The sequence below is a fragment of the Pantoea sp. S62 genome, from assembly GCF_016658625.1.
GTDB lineage: Bacteria > Pseudomonadota > Gammaproteobacteria > Enterobacterales > Enterobacteriaceae > Pantoea > Pantoea vagans.
In genome coordinates this window covers 65,304-83,746 of sequence record NZ_JACVVI010000019.1, presented here as the reverse complement: position 1 = coordinate 83,746, position 18,443 = coordinate 65,304, and the positions used below count along the sequence as shown (strand labels likewise).

Below are 18,443 nucleotides of genomic sequence, written 5' to 3'. Positions count from 1 at the left end.
CTTTATGCTGGCACTTTCTCCTGTCTGGCACGGGCGCGCCGTTGCTGTCCGTCGTCTGGCAAATTTCGTCCTGCAGACGCTTGTGATACATCCTGCGCTGCTTTTCTTTCTGTTGTTTTTGAAGATTTCGACGGGCGCCGGCAGCGGCGGCCAGATGCTCCTGAACTCTGCTGAAAACCTGGTGCGTGATGCGCCGGCCTCGCAGGTCTGGGGGTGCCACCCGTCCCCGAAACCCATGCCTTCTGACTTATCCGGCACAGCGAAAACAGGCTCTACTGAAAAGTTCCCAGAGCTGAAGCCCGCTCCGGTTCCGGTTCTGTGCAAAAGGGAGCCGGTGAACCGTGATGCGTGGGTTGAACAGACCAACAACACGTTGTGGATGCTCTACAAGTCCGGCGTATTACTTTCTCTCTGCCTGAGCATGTTCGTGTGGGGATATCGGGGACATGAAAAAGGAAAAAAATCATGAATCATCTGCCAGTTATCGCCCTGTTTTTCATGTCGGCAGTAATGTGCAACTGCCTGCGAATGCTCCAGAATTACTCTGCCGCACTCACGCTTGATGTGCTGACGACGGGAGCCGTAACCTGCGGCTCCATTGCCGGTGTCCTGGCGCTTTTTTCACTCTTCCAGGCGCTCAGGCGCACCAACGGCCGGGAGTAACCGGACAATGAGACGAACAATTCTGCTGGGTTCTCTCCTGCTGGGGCTGTCGTTTGCTGTCAGCGCCACTACCGTTGCGGATCAGATTGCCGCGATGGAGAAGACAAAGGCGCAACGGGGTGCCGTGCTACCGGATTTCGGACTTCCGGCCGCTACGCCGCTGCGGCGTGCCGCGCCCAGGCCTCCAAATCCGATCACGCTGCCTGACGGCAGAACGGCAAACCTGAATGATTATGCCGTGGTCGTTTTCATGCAGCGCAGCTGCACGCACAGCGCTAAATTTGATCCGCTGCTGAAGGCATGGGCGGACGACGCAGGCATAAAGGTCTATCCCTATACGCTTGACGGATACGGTGACAGTTCATTTCCGGTCGTGCTGATCCCCCGTAAGGCCGGACCGAACGAGCCGATTGCCGGTGAGATTCTGACATTCTTCGGAAACGGGCTGCCGATAGCGACCCCGACCACATTCATGGTTAACGTGAACACTAACGTGGCCTATCCGCTTTATCAGGGCGAGGCAGACATGGCCACCATAAGCCAGCGCCTGACCCTGATGATCGAAGCCGATATTGATCACCTTTCTCCGGACACATTAGGGCCGGTTCCCAGCAGCGGAGCGCTGACGCCTCAGTAACCCGCCGCGCTGTCACCCACGGAAAAAATCATGACTGAACATCCCCTGACGCTCTCCGGACTGGAGACGGCGTTGCTTCTTGTCTGCGCCTCGTTTCTGGCAGCGGCCGGGCTTTATGCCTGGCTTGTCTGTGAGTTCACAGAAGGCGGTTTGCTGATTCTGACAACCGGACCGGATGCCGGATTGCTCAGCGCCGTCCGGGACTTTCCGCTGCTCTTCCTGTTTTCCCTTGCCGGGGGATCAGGTTGTGGCGCGCTAATCAGTATCACCCTCCGGCGGAACGGGTTTATGACGCAGTGGAGTAAATGATGATGAATCACTCAGTGGGACCGCTCGTAAAAGGAAAACGCAGAACATGAAAATCAGGCAGTTCCTTCTTTCAGCCTTAACAGCGCTGACAATCAGTAGTACGGCTCAGGCCGACGTACAGGGTGACCTGAATGGCTATTTCAGCAGCCTCGGGTTTGACGGCAATGTTTCTCAGGCACAGGCATGGCAGGGGCAGGCGGCGGGCTATATCACAGGCGGCTCAATTTACCTGCGCAACCCAGTTAAACAGGTCCAGCTAATCTCCATGCAGGTGCCTTCACTCAACGCGGGCTGCGGAGGAATCGATGCCTATCTGGGGGCGTTCTCTTACATCAACGGCGCTGAACTGCAGCGTTTCGTAAAGCAGATCATGAGTAACGCAGCTGGTTATGCCTTTGACCTTGCGCTTCAGACGATGGTCCCTGAACTCAAGCAGGCTAAGGACTTTTTGCAGAAACTGGCCTCTGACGTCAACTCTGCAAACATGAGCTCCTGTCAGGCAGCGCAGGGCATCATCGGGGGACTTTGGCCCGTGTCGCAGGTATCAAACCAGAAGATCTGCCAGGACATTGCCGGTGAGAGCAATATTTTCTCAGACTGGGCGGCATCCCGGCAAGGCTGTACGGTCGGCGGGCAGGGCGACAGCGTGACAAGCCGCGCCTCCGACCAGATGAAAGATCAGGTACTGAAAAACAAAAACCTTATCTGGGACGCGCTGGGCCGCAACCATCTGTTCGACGGCAATAATGAGCTCAAAGAGCTGGTCATGAGCATCGTCGGTTCCATCGTTTTTAACGCGCAGGGGCAGGTCACCATCCTGACCCCAATGGTGGATAACCGGGACATCATCACCGTGCTTATGCGGGGCGGAAGCGCAAAAATTTATGGCTGTGACACGATGGACCTCTGCCTCGGACCTACGGTGGGGACGGTCAACATCAGCAGTGATGCTGCACTGGTGACGCAGGTACGTAACATCATGCTGTCACTCGACAGTAAACTGACCAGCGATACCCCGATGACTGACCGTGAAAAAGGGTTCATCAACACGACGTCGGTGCCGGTATTCAAATATCTGACCAACTCCCGGAGCATGGGCATGAGTCCGACCTATCTGCTCCAGGTCGCGGACTTTATTGCGCAGGACATGATGATCCAGTACCTGCAGGAGCTGGTTAAGCAGGCCAGCCAGTCCCTTGCGGGTAAAAATTATCCGGAACAGGCGGCAGGCGAACTCCGCGCAAACGTCCTTAACGCCCAGTCCCTTCTCGCACAGATGAAGCTGCAGTCTGCTGCGGATCAGAACGCGCTCGACGGCATCGACCGGAACATGCAGTACCTGCAGCAGCAGGTGTCCACCATTATCTCAACCTCCTATCAGAGTAACTATCGCTGGGGAAACGGCAATGACTGAGGTTTATACGATTTACGGCGGAGACATGTGGCGGCAGATGTTTAACGGCGTCGTCACCATACTGGGCTCCGATACGTTCACCACGGTACTTCACATCGTGGGCACGTTCAGCATCCTGGGCGTAATGGTCACATTCACTAAAACGCGCAACCCGATGGCATTTCTTCACTGGCTGGGTATTTTCATGCTGATAACTTCCGTCCTTCTGGTGCCGAAGCGCAGTGTGCAGATAATCGATATCACAGATCCTGCAGCGGTGTATGAAGTGGATAACGTGCCGGTCGGGCTGGCGATGATTGCGGGCCTGACGACAGGCACAGGTTTCGGAATGGCTCAGTTGTATGATTATACTCTGGCGCGTCCTGATTCCCTGACGTATACCAAATCGGGCATGCTGTTTGGATCGCAAATCGTCGCGCAGTCATCAGATTTCCGTACGCAGAATCCTCAGCTGGCCGCGCTGCTTACTGACTACGTTGAAAACTGCGTGATCGGCGACATCATGCTGAACAACAAGTACACCATTTCCCAGTTGCTCAACAGTACCGACCCGCTGACGCTTATCACCAGTAACCCAAGTCAGCTACGGGGCATTTTCCAGGATACCGGTAATGGCCGGCAGTTTGTAACCTGTCAGCAGGCATCTGTCACCATGCGTTCGCTGATGAACGACGACATTCGTGTTGGAGGGCTCAGCTGGCACACTCTGGCCACGCGAATTTTTGGTACCCGCGTCAGCGCAGACACGCTCCTGGGCAATGCGATGAACGACAGCTATGGCTTTTTCTATTCAGGTGGCCAGAGCGCAGCGCAGATTATGCGAAACAACGTGACCAATGCCGCTATCCGTGATGGATGGAAAGGCTTTGCGGCGCGTTCGTCTGATACAGCAAACCTGGTGAATCTGGCCACTGAATCCAGCATGACCAAACAGCGGCTCAGCTGGGCCTCTTTCGGTGTTGTCATCGGCCGTACGCTGCCTATTTTCCAGTCGCTGATGATGCTGATCCTGATTGGGCTTTTCCCGCTGGTGATTGCGCTTGCCCTGACTAACCACAGCATTTTCGGGGTAAACACGCTGAAGATGTATGCCGGTGGCTTTCTGTACTTTCAGATGTGGCCCGTGATGTACGCCATTCTGAATTCAATGATGAACTTCTACCTGCAGTCGAAAACCGGTGCCACGCCTCTGGTACTGGCCAACGCCGATCAGGTCGCGCTTCAGCATTCGGATGCGGCCAACATAGCGGGCTACCTGAGTGCATCGATCCCCGCGATGTCGTTCTTTCTGACGAAGGGGGCGGCTTCGGTGGCGTCTCAGGTGGTCGGCGGGGTTATCAGTTCTGGCGCGTTCTCAACGGGCGGGCAGGCATCCACGACGGCAGACGGCAACTGGTCCTTCAACAACATGTCGATGGATAACGTGAGTGCCAACAAGTTCGACACCAACGTCATGCAACGCTCAGGACAGCAGGCTTTCCAGACCAGCAATGGCGCAATGCATACGCAGACGGCCGATGGCCACAACGTTTACGACACCAGTGGGGCCATCTCAAATCTGCCGGTTAACCTGAAACTCAGTTCTCTGGCGAGCAGCGGTTTCTCAGAACAGTCACGTCAGGCGCAGCAACAGGCGCAGACGGCTCTGGACGGTTATAACCACAGCGTAACCAGTGGCTACCAGCAGATGCAGCAGTTTAGTCATCAGAGTGGTTCCAGTGACACGCTGACGCAGGGTAGTGACAACAGCGTCGCCTCAAACGTTTCGCGCGGGGCCAGCCAGATGCAGTCTGCGGTAGAAAGCTATGCGAAATCGCACAACATTTCTGAGCAGCAGGCTTACAACCAGCTCATGGATATCACCAATCAGGGCAGTGCGGGAGCTGGCGGCAGGGTATACGGCAAGTTCGATTCGGGTGACCAGCTTGCAGGCAAACTGGGTAAATGGGCAACAGGCCTCAGCGCGGGAGGGGAAGTTAACCTCAATGCTGACTGGCGCCATTCTTCTGGCAGCTCACACGGTACGCAGGACAGCCATGCAGAAGGTCATGATTACCGTAAGGATAAAAACAGCCAGGAAGCGAAGGATTTCCGACAGGGCATGGACATGGTTACCTCAACGCGCCTGAGCGAGTCGGGAAGTCACAGCAACAACGAGTCAGATTCGAAAGTGCAACAGTTCGCGGCCACGCTTAATGATTCCAAAAGTCAGTATCATCAGTACACCGACAGCACCACGCGGAGTCAGGAATTCAGCAGGATGGCCACGCTCGCGCAGAACCAGAGTGCCAGCCTGGACGCCAATTACAATCAGGAGTTTGTGGACTGGACCACAGCCAAGTACGGCAGCGATGCACAGCATGTCCTGACAAACGTGAATACGGCGCAGACTGCAGCTACCGAATTCATGAAAGAGCGTTTGGAACCGGAGATCATGCAGAACTATGCGGGCAGGACAGAGCAGACTGCATCACAGGCTCTGACCCCCTCAGGTTCGTTACCTGCAGTCACGGGTAATGACAGTCAGGGCTCGTCACATAATCCGGTAGAGGTGAATCAGCGAGTTCAAAACGAATCAGCGAGGACAGTTCACCAGGGGAGCACCTCTCATGGTCGCAATAGTGGGCCAGGCGAAAACAGCCAAGCCGTTAACGAGCGGAACATTACTCCCCGAGGTAGCGTAACCTCACCGGCGATCGCACAGGATTACAACTCAGGAGTAAGCCGTGTGAATGAACAGGCTGGCTCACTGAATACGCCACAAAACATCGCTGATAAAGTGGCAGACAGAAACTTTGAAAATACTGGAAAAATAGGAGACATTGACCGAGAAATAAGCAAAAATAAAAGCACTGTTCAGGCATCCAGTGATATACTCAAAAGAGAGCACCAGGGTGCGGTCAACAACCAGCAAATAGGTCGTACTGAAGAAGATATTAGGCAGACCAAGCCTGTTGTTGATGTCAATGAAACGGATCTGTTTAAGGCTAAGCTTGAGCAATTAAGAGCTCATCAAAAAGAAGCCTCATAATAAGCTTAAATGAGAGGGATTATGGCGAATCTAACGACATCACAAGTTAACGCAGATATAACGATGCTTACTAATGGGTTTTCGTCGGGTGAGCGCATAATCCCATCAAACTCAAGCTTAATTAAGACAAGTTTTTTTATTCCTGCGATTTCAGTTTTTCTATCGCTCTTAAGCACGGTGTCGGTTTATTTGCCTGGCTCAGCGTCAAAATCAATGGAAGGTTACTTTGAGTTTTTGGTAAGTGATGGTTGGATTGTCGTTCTTCCTACAGCAATTGTGGGAATGCTCTTTGCTCTCATGACCTACAACAACATGATAATGTACATGTCCATTCCTAAGCATGTACGTGAAACTTCACTGATACTGAGCCACCTAAAAAAAATTGCAAAGAAAACCATAATACTTTTTCTAGTATTAATGTGTGTTAGCACTGTTTTGGCAGGTTTCAATTCGTGGTTTGCATTTGGAGTGACAGCCCTTGAAGTCGTTTTTTTCTTTACAATAAACATCGCTATTGGTGCGGAAATTAACCGACTAGGGGCAGGGCTGGCTCTCGAAAAAATTTCGAGTATTATCAAAAAGATTTAAGTTTCAAACCATCCAGTCGATAACCCTTCCGTCTTTCTGACGGAAGGGATCACCACCAAAGAATCCCTCTGAAGACATAACCAACGGGCAACTGCGCCCTTTTTTTCGTTTAACAAGGATACTGAAATGAAAAACCGTTCATTTTTTGTGGCGGCAATTGCTGCTGCATGTCTTGTGCTGTCTGGTTGCGGTGCAATGAGCACAGCTATTAAAAAGCGTAATCTCGACGTGAAGACTCAGATGAGTCAGACGGTCTGGATGGAGCCTTCGAGTGAAAAAACAGTCTGGGTTCAGGTGCGCAATACTTCTGATAAAGATATGGGTGACCTGCAGACCATGATCTCCAACGACCTTCGGGCAAAAGGTTATAGCCTGACCAGCAGCCCTGACACCGCATTCTACTGGGTTCAGGCTAACGTACTGAAAGCAGATAAAATGGACTTACGTCAGGCTCAGGGGTTTCTGACCAGTGGTTATGAAGGTGGAGCAGCAGGAGCAGCTCTGGGCGCAGGTATCACTGCTTATAACGGCAATTCAGGTGGCGCTGTACTCGGCGCAGGTCTTGCAGTAGGTCTTTTAGGCATGGCAGCAGATGCAATGGTGGAAGACGTTAACTATACGATGGTGACCGATCTACAGATTTCTGAGCGCAGTAAAGCCGCCGTCACCACTGATAACGTTGCCGCTTTGCGTCAGGGTACTTCAGGCATCAAACTGCAGACCAGCAGCGAGCAGGGCAACCGCCTGAAATATCAGACCCGCGTGGTTTCTAATGCCAACAAGGTTAACCTGAAGTTTGAAGAAGCCAAGCCGGTGCTTGAAGCCCAACTGGCGAAATCAATTACGAACATTCTGCCGTAACTGCACTGCACGTGAAATCAACGTTCGCGTAACTGCATCATAATTGTGAAAGCCGCCTTAACCGCGGCTTTAAATCAGACCAACGTCATGCGTCTGTGGACGACAATAAACCGTCTCTCCTGACAACCGGGCGCATGTCGTTCTAATCCTGAACCTGCCAGTTCATCTGTACTTACTCAAAACGCCCAAATTTTCATACTCCGGGCGTACGTGCCTCATGTTGTTCCACAAACGTTTCGCCTCCTCGCGCTGGCTTACTGAGCCAGCGTCTGCGGCAGGCGCTGCATTGAAAACGACGATCTCAAGACTACCATTCAACTTTGATAACAAGGTGATACCTATGCTGCAATTTAACGGCGCACCGCGCACCCTCATTACCTGGTTTACGTTTTTCCTTGCCTGGAGTGCGTTTGTTCTGTGTCAGTTCGGCCAGCCAATGATTCAGTACATCATGTCGCACAGCGACTTCTTCGCATATGACGTTGCCATGAGAAGCACACAAGACGGCCTGACACCGCAGGGAATGATCCCTTTCCTGATGGCACTGCTGACGCTGACGGCCGGTGCCGTGTTGTCGGTACTGACATTGCTCTGCTGGAATGTTCTCTTCGCCGTCTGCGGCATCCCGGCTCTGGCGGTATGCTGGTTGCTTAAGCGTATTGGTTTTAATCGCAAAATCCCGGGTTGATCCTGTAAGCCCCAGCGCCGGTTTCCTCTGACCGGCGCTTCCGTTTCCCTGTAACCCCCAGCCCGCTCCTGTTAACGGGGACGGGCTGCTTGTGCGCGTCTGTCGGAGTCATTCCATGAGTTTCACGCCGAAAAACCTTACTCAGGGCGGTCAGATAACGGCCTACCGCCTGCGAATGTTCATACAGGTAAACCAGTGGATATCACACTGGATGTTGTTGTTTTTTGTTCTGACGACGGTGGGCCTGTTCTGGTACATCACACCGGAAGATACGCTGCGAAACGGCTTCTGGTACTGGACGGGCTATGTTCAGTCGGGCTTTATCCGACTGATGCAGCACGACGGCCCGCCCGTGTGGGATATCCGCTGGCACTGCGAACCCGACAGAATATGCACCATTAACCTTACCCTCGCTCAGTTGCTCGCAAATCCCTGGATGCAGGAGCAGGGGGCGCTGCTTGTCCAGAATCTCAAACACTGTGCCTTCTGGTGCGGCGTGGCGGCAATGGCCCTTTTCAGCCTCGTATTCTGGTATGTGGGACGGATAGGCAAAAAAGAGAGTGCGGATGAATTTATATCCGGTATGGAGCTTACCGATGACCTGAAAGAGATTAACCGGCTGCTCAAAAAGGCCGGAGAAAAATCAAATCTGCAGGTGGCCGGGCTTCATATGGTCCGTAATGCTGAGATCATGAATTACCTGATTCACGGCACCGTAAATGTCGGGAAATCCACCATTATCCGCTGGCTGCTTGATTACATACGCAAGCGGGGCGATCGCGCCATCATATATGACTCAGGTGGTACGTTTGTCGAAACACACTATGACGAACGCATGGACAAAATCCTGAACACACATGACAGACGCTGCGAAAACTGGGTGCTGTGGCGTGAAGGGCGTGAGGTGGTTGATTACGAGAACATGACGGCCGCGCTGATGCCGGTTGAGGGGGATTCGGACCCGTTCTGGGTTTCGTCCTCCCGGACTATCTTCAGCGATACTGCCATGCAGTTTGCAGCGGACCCGGATCGCAACATTGAAAAATTTCTGAAAACCCTGTTGTCCATCGATCTGAAAAGCCTGCGTGAATTCCTGAAGAACACGCCCTCCGCCAACCTGGTGGAGGAGAAAATTGAAAAAACCGCCATCTCGATACGCTCGGTTCTGACCAACTACGCCAAGTCGCTGCGTTACCTGCAGGGGCTCGACAAGGAGGGTAAACCCGAGTTCAGCATCCGGGAGTGGATGACTGAAAAGCAGTATGACAACAGCTGGCTGTTTATTTCCACCACGGCCCGTCACCGTAAATCTGTCCGCCCGCTTATAACGATGTGGCTCTCGCTGGCCACGTTGTTTATCCAGAGCATGGGCGAGGACAGCCAGCGACGGGTGTGGATTATCGGCGATGAAATTCTGGGCCTGCAGAAACTCCCGGATCTGGGCGAAACGCTTGCCGAGGGCCGTAAGTTCGGTGCCTGCTTTGTACTGGGTATTCAGAACATGCCCCAGCTGATTAACGTTTACGGCCGCGAAATGGCCAGAGCCATTTTTGACCTGCTGAACACGCGCTTTTACGGCCGCTCTCCCAGTTCTGAAGTGGCAAAAATGGTGGAGGAAGATCTGGGCTATCAACGCCGGCGTGAAGCCCGGGAGCAGAACAGCTTTGGTCTGGCGCAGGAACGTGACGGTATTTCTATCAGCAAGGACAAGGTCAGGGAGCCGGTTGTTGATTATGACAACATCATGAAGCTGCCCAATCTGCGGTTTTACGTCCGTCTGCCGGGTGAATATCCGGTAGTAAAACTCAGCCTGAAGTACCGCGAACAGAAAAAATACCACCCTGCGCTCATCGAGCGTGATTTCAGGGACAACCTCAGTCCCGAGCTGGAAAAAATCATCAGCCGGAACGAGCGGGATGCCGTCAACCTTGGCCTGCACTTTCCGACTGGAGATGAACATCTGGAAAGGGGTGAGGCTCCAGCTCCTTCCACTGAAAACATTTTTTCAACTGAATACCCTGTGCCGGCAAATGCAGTCAACGTCGCCTCTGCGCCGGCTGCTGACGCCCGTGAGCAGCAGACCGTACAGGAAATGCAGACCCCGGTTAAGCCAGTGCAGACCATAGCTCGTTCAGCGCCTGTGGAGGAACCTCAGCGGGCGGGCGCCGTAAACGCCAGTAAACCCGCAGGCAATATACCGCAACGGATTGATGAGCCTGAGTCCGGAAGAAGGTTGCCGGACAACGTCAGGGCTTTTCCTGGTCGTATCCCGCAGGCGCCGGTCAGCGCAGAGAGCGCGGCCAAACGTCCCGATGACAGGCCGCAGTCGTCCGTTCCGGCCGCTGAAAAAACCGTCCTGCCTGCCGCAAAATCTTCCGTTTCTCCTGCAAATGCTAAATCACCGGTGAGAACGGCGAGCGCGCTTGAATTGCTTGCACAGCGTTCAAACAAGCCTGCGACAGGTGATGAATCAGCGACGTCTGATGAGGCTGCTCAGGGGGAGGCACCCGATCTGCAAATGCTGGCAGAAAAAGACGATGCCGGTCAGCTGATTGTGCATATGGCTGGCCATCAGAAAACCGGTCCCGACAGCAGGGAAGAGGCTTACGCGGATCAGTACCGGCAGGCCAACTACAAAATGGCTGACGATGAAAAGAACATCCTGCGCCACCGTGAAGATTACGAGGCCTGGCAGGAAATGGGAGAACATCATGAACCCGGAGGGTATGAAAGATGATGACCGTTGCGCCGGTGGCTTCGGCCGCCGATGCTGCCAGCTACTACAGCAGCAAAGATAACTATTATTTTCTTGATGACCTGGAAAGTCAGTGGCTGGGCGAGGGGGCTAAAGAGCTGGGACTGGAGGGACCGGTTGACCTGCAGACGTTCACAGACGTCCTGCACGGTAAGCTGCCGAACGGCGTCGAACTGGGCAAAGAGGTTCAGGGTTCCCACGTCCACCGGCCCGGCCATGATCTGACGTTTTCCGCACCCAAAAGCATATCCATGCTCATTCTGGCCGGTGGCGACAAGCGCCTGCTGGATGCTCACCATGAGGCAGTAAAAGATGCGCTGGGGGTGATTGAAAACCTGATCAGCGCCAGGGATACAAAGGACGGCATAACGCGCATTGTACCCACAGAAAAAATGGTGGCGGCACTGTTTACCCATGACACGTCCCGTAACCTTGATCCGCAGATACATACCCACGCCGTCATTGTTAACGCCACTGAGCTGGACGGCAAATGGAAGGCTCTGTCCACCGATTATATTCACGGGACAGGATTTATTGAGACGATTTACAAACACCAGGTGAAGTTTGGCCAGATTTACCGCAGCTCGCTTAAAGGGAAAACCGAAGCGCTGGGGTATGAGACTGAACTGACTGGCGGGCCTCATGATCTCTGGGAAGTTAAAGGCTTTACTGAAACTGTGCTGGAAGAATTCTCATCACGGCACAGGGAAATTTACGAAAGTGTAGGTGAGGAAGCCAGCCTGAAAAGCCGCGATGTGGCGGCGCTCGATACCCGCCAGAGAAAACAGTCTCTCGATCGCTATGGTGAGGATGACGTAAACACGAAAACGGTGCCTGAAAACAGCACACCGGCCGTTCGGGATGAGCGGACGCCGTTGCAGGTTAAGGCCGACGCCTTAAAGGAGGCTGGCGGTATTAAAAAAGCTGACAGTGTCTCTCCGGAAACTGCAGGTAAAGTCATCAGCCATTCCGGCGGGCCGGACGTCTCCGGTTCAGGCCTCCCTGATAAGGTTGCCGGCAATGAAGAACGGCAGGTTACAGGCACGCTTAACGACGATCTGGCCAGAAGGAACGATTCTCCTGAGAAGGCGTCCGGGCCAGAACGTTTCATTACAGATTCAACCGAACTTCTGCTGACTAAACCCGCGCTGTCAGATGGCAGAACGGGCAATGCAAAGAACCACGACATGACACCGGTTCAGGATGAGGAGCCCATTGCCAAGCCCGAAACTGAACGGGGCCGCAGCCGTCTTCAGGAACGCTGGAAAATCCAGATGGAGAAGCTGGGTTTTGACATTCAGGAAGTCATCAGTGAGGCGAAGTCCCGCGAGGTGCAGCAGACTGAACCCGAGGCGGATATCAGCAAAAATGCCATCTGGTCAGTTCAGGAAGCAATTTCAGTTCTGAGCGACAGTCAGACGCGTTTTACCTACGGCGACCTTCTGGTGACCGCGTTCAGCGCAGGCGAATACGAAGAAAAAATACCGGATTTGAAACGCGCGCTTGATGAGGTGATCAGCAGCGGCGAACTTGTCCCTCTGGATGCGCAAAAGGGCGTGTTTACGTCGCGTATCCACCTGCTGGACGAGCTGTCATTACAGTCTGTGGCTGCCGATGCGGTCAAAGAAAACGTGGTGGCCAGCTTCCGGACGCCTAAAAGTGAAACACCTGAGCATTTCGTTCAGGCGCTCCAGTCACCGGTGGCTATCCTGAATTCCCCCTCATCTGCCCTGCGTCAGCGTGAAACCGCTGAACAGCTGGTGACATTGTCACGTGCCCACGGACGAGATGTGATGGTCATGGCCAGTTCTGCAGAGCGTGCGCTGTCACTCGGTAAATCGGATTTACTGAAAGATAACCTGATGCATCGCAGCCGAATTCTGGACAGCAGCTTTACCCTTACGCCACAGAGCACGCTTGTGGTTGAGGGGGCCGAGCGACTGGGCCTGAAAGAAATGCTCGTGCTGACCGGCGAAGCTCTGGAGAAGAATGCGCAGCTGCTGTTCCTGGACGGAGCAGGCCGCACGTCGGCAACCAGCGCACTGTCGGTTCTTGAACAGTCCGGTGTGCCGCGACTCTCCCTGAGCGAAACGTCGTCCGGCCTGGAAACCCGCGTTATCAGTATCGCGGACAAGCGCGATCGCTATCAGGCGTTGGCCACGCGTTATGCAGAACTGAGCGGTCCGGAAACCGCACTGACGGCGACGGTCGTCGGCGAACGTGAACAGCAGCAGCTGAACGATCAGATCCGCTCGGCGCTTAAAGATGTCGGTAAACTCGGCCAGGAAGAGGTGACCGTAGAGGCGCGTATCCCTGTTTTTACGTCCGCTAAAACCCGAAAACTTGCCAATACCTACCGACCCGGGCAGGTACTGGAGGACAGATCGGATAAAAACGAAACACGTCATTACGTCATCGACCGGGTTCATGAAAAAAGCCGCCAACTGTCACTGGTTGACTCCGATGGTGTTGAGACGGTACAGGACATCCGGAAGCTCACTGGTGACTGGCGGCTCTTTGAGCGTGAATCATTGCAGGTCGCAGGCGGCGAGCGGCTCTTTGCCGTAGCCGGCGACAAGCCGGCAGGAATTAAGGCGCGCGATCGGCTGACGGTTGAGTCCGTCAGCGACGGCCAGATAACACTGTTGCGTGACGGACAGAAAAAGCCGGTACGGGTTGAAACCGGTCGGCCGCTTTATCTGACCCATGCCTATGTGTCCGCCCCGGGAAGCCAGGACAATGACCGTGGAATGGTTCTGGCCAGCCTCAATGGTCGCGATCTGACGGCCAACATGATGAACAGTCTCGCCCGCTCTGGCCACGAAGCCGAGGTGTTTACGGGAGAGCCTCTTGTCCGGGCAGAGGACCGGATCGCACGGATGCGAGCAACCCGTTCTCCGTTGTCTCTGGTCCGTCAGGCCAGCGGCAGGGATGACGCAGCAGATGCACTGACTGCTCTTAAAAGCGGCCTGCAGACAGACGTTCAGAAGGCGTTTTCGCGCGCGGTTGAGCAGATGCGTGATGTGGCCTTTACTGAAGTCGAACTGCTCAAAGAGGCAATGAAGTTCGGGCCAGGCGTTCCCGATCTGCAGAAGCAGTTTGAACAGCAGGTAGCCGACAGGGATCTGATACGTGTTCAGGTTGGAGGTGAGTTTCGCTACGTCGCCCGCGCTACCTGGGAAATGGAAAAAACCATCGTCAGGGAAATCGCGGACGGAAAAAATGCTGTACCTGCCCTTATGGAGAACGTCAGTGGTTCGGTGACGGCGGGACTGACGGCAGGACAGACCGACGCCACGCGACTCATTCTTGAGAGTAAGGACAGGTTCACCGCCATCCAGGGCTATGCCGGTACGGGTAAAACCACCCAGTTCAGGGCAGTTAAAGCTGGGCTGGATACGCTCCCGGAGGGCTCCCGACCGCAGATAGTGGGGCTGGCGCCTACGCACCGGGCGGTGAAGGAAATGCGAAGCGTCGGCATCGAGGCACAGACCCTGAAATCTTTCATCGTTGACTGGCAGCAGCGCACGGCTGCGGGTGAAAGCGTCCGCTTTGAAAACACACTTTTCCTCATCGATGAGTCTTCCATGCTGGGAAACCAGGACTCGGCCGTGGCTTACAAGGCCATATCGACCGGCAACGGCCGGGCGGTGTCGGTCGGGGACATCGCGCAGTTCACATCGCCCGAGAGTGGCGCACCGTTCAGGCTGGTTCAGGAGCGCAGCCCCATCGACGTCGCCGTGATGAAAGAAATCGTCCGTCAGCGTGATGAAAACATCAAGTCTGCGGTTTACAGCGTTATCGAGAACAAGGCAGCGGCTGCGATTGAGAAAATCATGCAGGTCCAGCCCTCTGCGGTTCCGCGTGCAGCCGGCGTGGTACAGCCGGAACGTTCTGTTACTGAAACCAAAGCGCCGGTGGAGGCCATCGTTGCGGACTACATGGGGCGAACGGCAGGGGCAAGGGAAAAGACCCTGATCATCGCACAGCTGAACGAAGACAGGCGGGCAATCAATCAGGGCATTCATGACAGGCTGTCTGAGGCGAAGGAGCTGGGTAATAAAGCCGTAAACGTTCCTGTTCTGGAGCGTGTCACGGGCGGCAGGCATGACTTTAACCGCACGTCATCCTGGAAGTCAGGGCAGGTGGTTATGGTGAACGACAGCTATCTCAGTGTAACGGCTGTTGATTCGGGTATTAACCGCATCGTGTTACGGGATGAAGACGGCAGGACAAAGTTTTATTCACCGGCTGAACTCAATGCCACGGAGATCGAGGTTTTTGAACGCAAAAGCCTGGAGTTGCGGGTTGGCGACAGTCTGCGCATGACCAAAACGCAGAAACAGGCCGGACACACTGCGCATGAACAGTATCGGGTACAGGCGCTACGGGATAATGGCGAGGTGGTACTGAGGAGTGCAGCAGGGGAAAAGGTCATAGAGCCTGGGAAGGTAACTGCAGATCAGCATATTGACTATGCGTGGGCGGTAACGGGATACGGTGCTCAGGGGGCCAGTGCAGAGTACGTCATTGCGCTCGAAGGTACTGAGGGGGCACGACAGCGCATGAGCGGTATGCGCGCCTTTTACATCAGCATCTCCCGTGCGGTTGACCACGTGCAGATTTACACGGACGGAATGGCAGACTGGATGGCCACGCTTCGCAACAGGGATAACGGGCCTGAAACGGCGCACGACGCCATCGATCCTCAGCCTGAACGCTCTCAGGCGAGACTCATCTGGGGTATGGGAAAACCGGCGTCAAAAACGGCCATAGGCCGGACCTTTCTGCGGGAACAGGGGCTTAAAAACAGTCCGTTAACCGTGCGAATTATCCCCCCCACTAAAAAGTATCCGGAACCCCACCTGGCCCTGCCCGTCTTTGACGGCAATGGCAAGACTGCCGGCGTCAGTCTCTACCCGATCAGTGCAGACGCTGGTCAGATGACAACAGGTGCGGGCAGGGAGCTGGCCACCCGCGAAGCGCAGGCAGCTGTGCTGCAGAAAAGCCGGAACGGAGAAACGATGATAGTCACGTCACTGGGGCAGGGGCTTGACGCTGCCAGGACGAATCCACATACCGGTATTATCCTTCAGACCGGCCGTAAAACACCGACTGACAGGATGCTGAAAGTCGCCGGTGGCCAGCCAGAACGGGCATACCGATCCGACGCTGCGCTGGTGAGCCTTGTGCAGCACGAGTTAACGGATATGCTCAGAAATCTGCCTCCGGATGGTCCCGTCCGCGACGAGTCAGCCCTGCTGCAGGCGGCCCTCGCGGCGCTCGAAAAATCGCAGGGTGCGTCGCTCTCACTGCCCGAAACGGACCGGTCAGAGCGGGCAGGAGAGCCCGATATGAAAGCGCTGGCCAGAAAGCTGGCTACCGAAGCCGCCAGGGAAGACATAAAGCTACCCGAAAAAACAGAGCCGGACGGAATGGCGGAGATGCAGAAGCTTGCGAAGCAGCTGATGGCTGAGGCTCAGGCTGCGGTGAAACTGCCTGAAACTGATGCTGAAAAGGAGACGCTGAATTCACGACTTCTGACACGCGTAGTGGAGTCGGTTAAACAGCAAATACCGGCATTGCCAGGGGAAAAGGAACCTGACTACGCACGCCTTATCGGTCAGGCTGCAGGTGAGCTTTCGTCGCAGGGCGGTCTGACTGCGGCTTCAGCCAGTGCGGTGCTCAGTGCACTGGCGAGCGGAGGCCTGCCTGGTGATATTCGTCTGCCTGCTGAGACGGGCGGTGCGGGTGCCATACCGGCATCTGTCATCCGGAAGGCGACAGAAGAACTGGACCGGTCTGTGCAGGCTCCTGTCAGGTCGCAAGCCGAGCTGTCGGAGCGCGCCATTGCCAGTGCAGCGCGTGAGCTTGAAAGACAGAGTCAGCCGACTCTGCCGGCAGAAGGACGTGGCCGGGAGCGAGAAGAACCCGTGCCTGAGATTACCCGCAACATTCAGAAAGAGCGCTGATACACATGCAGGGCAGTATCACAGCCCTGCAGCATCCGAAATCTGGCGAAACAGCCAGCCATTAACTTCCCTGAATTCCTGAAAGAGAAAACAGAATCTTATGAAAAAACACCTGAAACTGGCGGCAGTGATGCTGGCCACCGGCATTTCCAGCGCCGCCCAGGCGGCACCGGCGTCTGCAGCAGAGGACTTTACGCCTGCGCAGCAGGCCCGAATCGGCGAAATTGCGGCTGACTATCTGGTTGCGCATCCGGATGTCCTGATTGAAGTCAGTAAAAAACTTCAGGCGCGCCAGGAAGAGATGAAGCAAAAGGCCTATGTCGGTGCGGCGGTTAAAGCCCACCGGCTGCTGATGCAACTCGACGGCGTGCCGGTGACAGGCCCGGCTGACTCAAAGGTGATCGTGACGGAGTTTTTTGATTACGAATGCATTGCCTGCAGCATGATGTCGCCGGTGATGGAAAAGGTGATGGCCAGTAATCCGGATGTCAGGTTTGCATTCCGTGACTGGACGATCTTTGCCTCCCGTTTTCCGGAGTCCACTAAGGCCTCCCGACGTGGTCTTGACGTGTTCCGGCAGAAGGGCGCTGCGGCCTATATGGCTTATCACAACGGCATTTACCGGACAGGGCACAATGAGGGAAAGCTGACTGCTGAAGACATAGAAACTGCTGCAAAAACAGCGGGTGCAGGGCCTGAAAAGCAGGAGGATTATGCAAAATCAGATAGTCTGATTGCTAACAATGATTCTCTGGCAGAGCTGCTGGGGCTGACGGGTACACCAGGCATCATTGTCATGCCGACAGAGAATGCCAGCCCGGAGAACACAACCGTTATACCTGGCGTTGTCAGCGAAGCGGTCATGCAGCAGGCTATTAATAAAGCATCAAGTAAGTGAAAAGACACGGTATGCGATATTGTACTACCGGGAGGCAAACAAATATGGAAATTAACTAGCTTATGAAACTACATCAGTATCGTGAACCGTGCAGAAAATATAAATCATTAACCATGCCTGACCTACCAGGCTTCTAGCTTCATATTTAGGTCTTGAGCTAGTAAGCCTGGAGGTTAATAGTACTTGTAAAAAAATTAAAAATGTTAAGTAGACAGTAGTAATCAGAAATTTAAATCTGTAGTAGAAATAAATTTTGGGGTGGCTACCATACCATCTATAAAGCCATATTTTTCAAGCCACTGTTGTAACTGTTCGACATCTTTAACTAGTGCCTGGCAATCAGATGGATTTTTAAATTTGTTATGAGCTTGTGCTACAGAAGACTCTATTATGAAAATAACATTTCCATTAGGGTCCAACTCAAATTTTCCCGGCGCCCCCAGTGTGCCTTTATCTTTAAGAACGATATTAATTGCATCTATAGCTGAAAATTTGACCGGGAAAGGGAAGTTAAATGAGTAAAAGCGTTTTATTATTTTGTAAATATCATTGTTATGTATGCAGAGACGATTTGTGCTCATCATTTTTTATGCCTTAGTTAGTGGGTTTGCTTAAAAACTTAGATTG

General features: G+C 54.1%; 13 protein-coding genes. 12 read left to right on the top strand and 1 reads right to left on the bottom strand.

Translation table 11 applies throughout. The features are described 5' to 3' along the window. Nucleotides 1-4 precede the first annotated feature (4 nt). The 12 genes from IBT54_RS21410 (at nucleotide 5) to IBT54_RS21355 (ending at nucleotide 17,816) form a co-directional block, all read left to right on the top strand. Nucleotides 5-469, top strand: a complete 465-nt coding sequence (locus IBT54_RS21410; RefSeq protein ID WP_201252995.1) for a hypothetical protein — start codon at nucleotides 5-7, stop codon at nucleotides 467-469. After that, nucleotides 466-663 (top strand): hypothetical protein, encoded by a 198-nt coding sequence (locus IBT54_RS21405; protein ID WP_039343410.1) that lies wholly within the window; start codon nucleotides 466-468, stop codon nucleotides 661-663. The genes IBT54_RS21410 and IBT54_RS21405 overlap by 4 nt, the downstream gene beginning before the upstream one ends. Before the next feature lie 7 nt (nucleotides 664-670). Then, entirely contained in the window at nucleotides 671-1,300 is a 630-nt protein-coding gene (locus tag IBT54_RS21400; RefSeq protein WP_201252994.1) for a conjugal transfer protein TrbB, read from the top strand. A gap of 30 nt (nucleotides 1,301-1,330) precedes the next feature. Beyond that, nucleotides 1,331-1,609: a hypothetical protein gene (locus IBT54_RS21395; protein WP_201252993.1), complete on the top strand. Its 279-nt coding sequence runs from the start codon at nucleotides 1,331-1,333 to the stop codon at nucleotides 1,607-1,609. Nucleotides 1,610-1,655: 46 nt separating this feature from the next. Next, nucleotides 1,656-3,023 (top strand): conjugal transfer pilus assembly protein TraH, encoded by a 1,368-nt coding sequence (gene traH, locus IBT54_RS21390; protein ID WP_201252992.1) that lies wholly within the window; start codon nucleotides 1,656-1,658, stop codon nucleotides 3,021-3,023. Continuing rightward, on the top strand, nucleotides 3,016-6,054 hold the full coding sequence (gene traG, locus IBT54_RS21385; protein ID WP_201252991.1) for a conjugal transfer mating-pair stabilization protein TraG: 3,039 nt from the start codon (nucleotides 3,016-3,018) through the stop codon (nucleotides 6,052-6,054). The genes traH and traG overlap by 8 nt, the downstream gene beginning before the upstream one ends. Nucleotides 6,055-6,075: 21 nt before the next feature. Next, nucleotides 6,076-6,642 (top strand): hypothetical protein, encoded by a 567-nt coding sequence (locus IBT54_RS21380; protein ID WP_201252990.1) that lies wholly within the window; start codon nucleotides 6,076-6,078, stop codon nucleotides 6,640-6,642. A gap of 126 nt (nucleotides 6,643-6,768) precedes the next feature. Continuing rightward, nucleotides 6,769-7,503 (top strand): complement resistance protein TraT, encoded by a 735-nt coding sequence (gene traT, locus IBT54_RS21375; RefSeq protein ID WP_201252989.1) that lies wholly within the window; start codon nucleotides 6,769-6,771, stop codon nucleotides 7,501-7,503. Nucleotides 7,504-7,843: 340 nt separating this feature from the next. After that, on the top strand, nucleotides 7,844-8,191 hold the full coding sequence (locus tag IBT54_RS21370; protein ID WP_201252988.1) for a hypothetical protein: 348 nt from the start codon (nucleotides 7,844-7,846) through the stop codon (nucleotides 8,189-8,191). 115 nt (nucleotides 8,192-8,306) lie between these two features. After that, complete coding sequence (gene traD, locus IBT54_RS21365) at nucleotides 8,307-10,928, top strand: type IV conjugative transfer system coupling protein TraD (RefSeq protein WP_201252987.1); 2,622 nt, start codon at nucleotides 8,307-8,309, stop codon at nucleotides 10,926-10,928. After that, nucleotides 10,925-16,918, top strand: a complete 5,994-nt coding sequence (gene mobF / locus IBT54_RS21360; RefSeq protein WP_201252986.1) for a MobF family relaxase — start codon at nucleotides 10,925-10,927, stop codon at nucleotides 16,916-16,918. Before traD ends, mobF begins: the two co-directional genes overlap by 4 nt. A 100-nt stretch (nucleotides 16,919-17,018) precedes the next feature. Next, the gene (locus tag IBT54_RS21355) at nucleotides 17,019-17,816 is read left to right on the top strand and encodes a thioredoxin domain-containing protein (protein ID WP_201252985.1); all 798 of its coding nucleotides are present in this window, start codon (nucleotides 17,019-17,021) and stop codon (nucleotides 17,814-17,816) included. Nucleotides 17,817-18,037: 221 nt separating this feature from the next. On the opposite strand, the gene IBT54_RS21350 is transcribed toward IBT54_RS21355, so the two are convergent. After that, nucleotides 18,038-18,400 carry a hypothetical protein gene (locus tag IBT54_RS21350; protein ID WP_201252984.1) on the bottom strand — a complete coding sequence of 121 codons (363 nt, stop codon included), beginning with the start codon at nucleotides 18,398-18,400 and terminating at the stop codon, nucleotides 18,038-18,040. Nucleotides 18,401-18,443 lie beyond the last annotated feature (43 nt).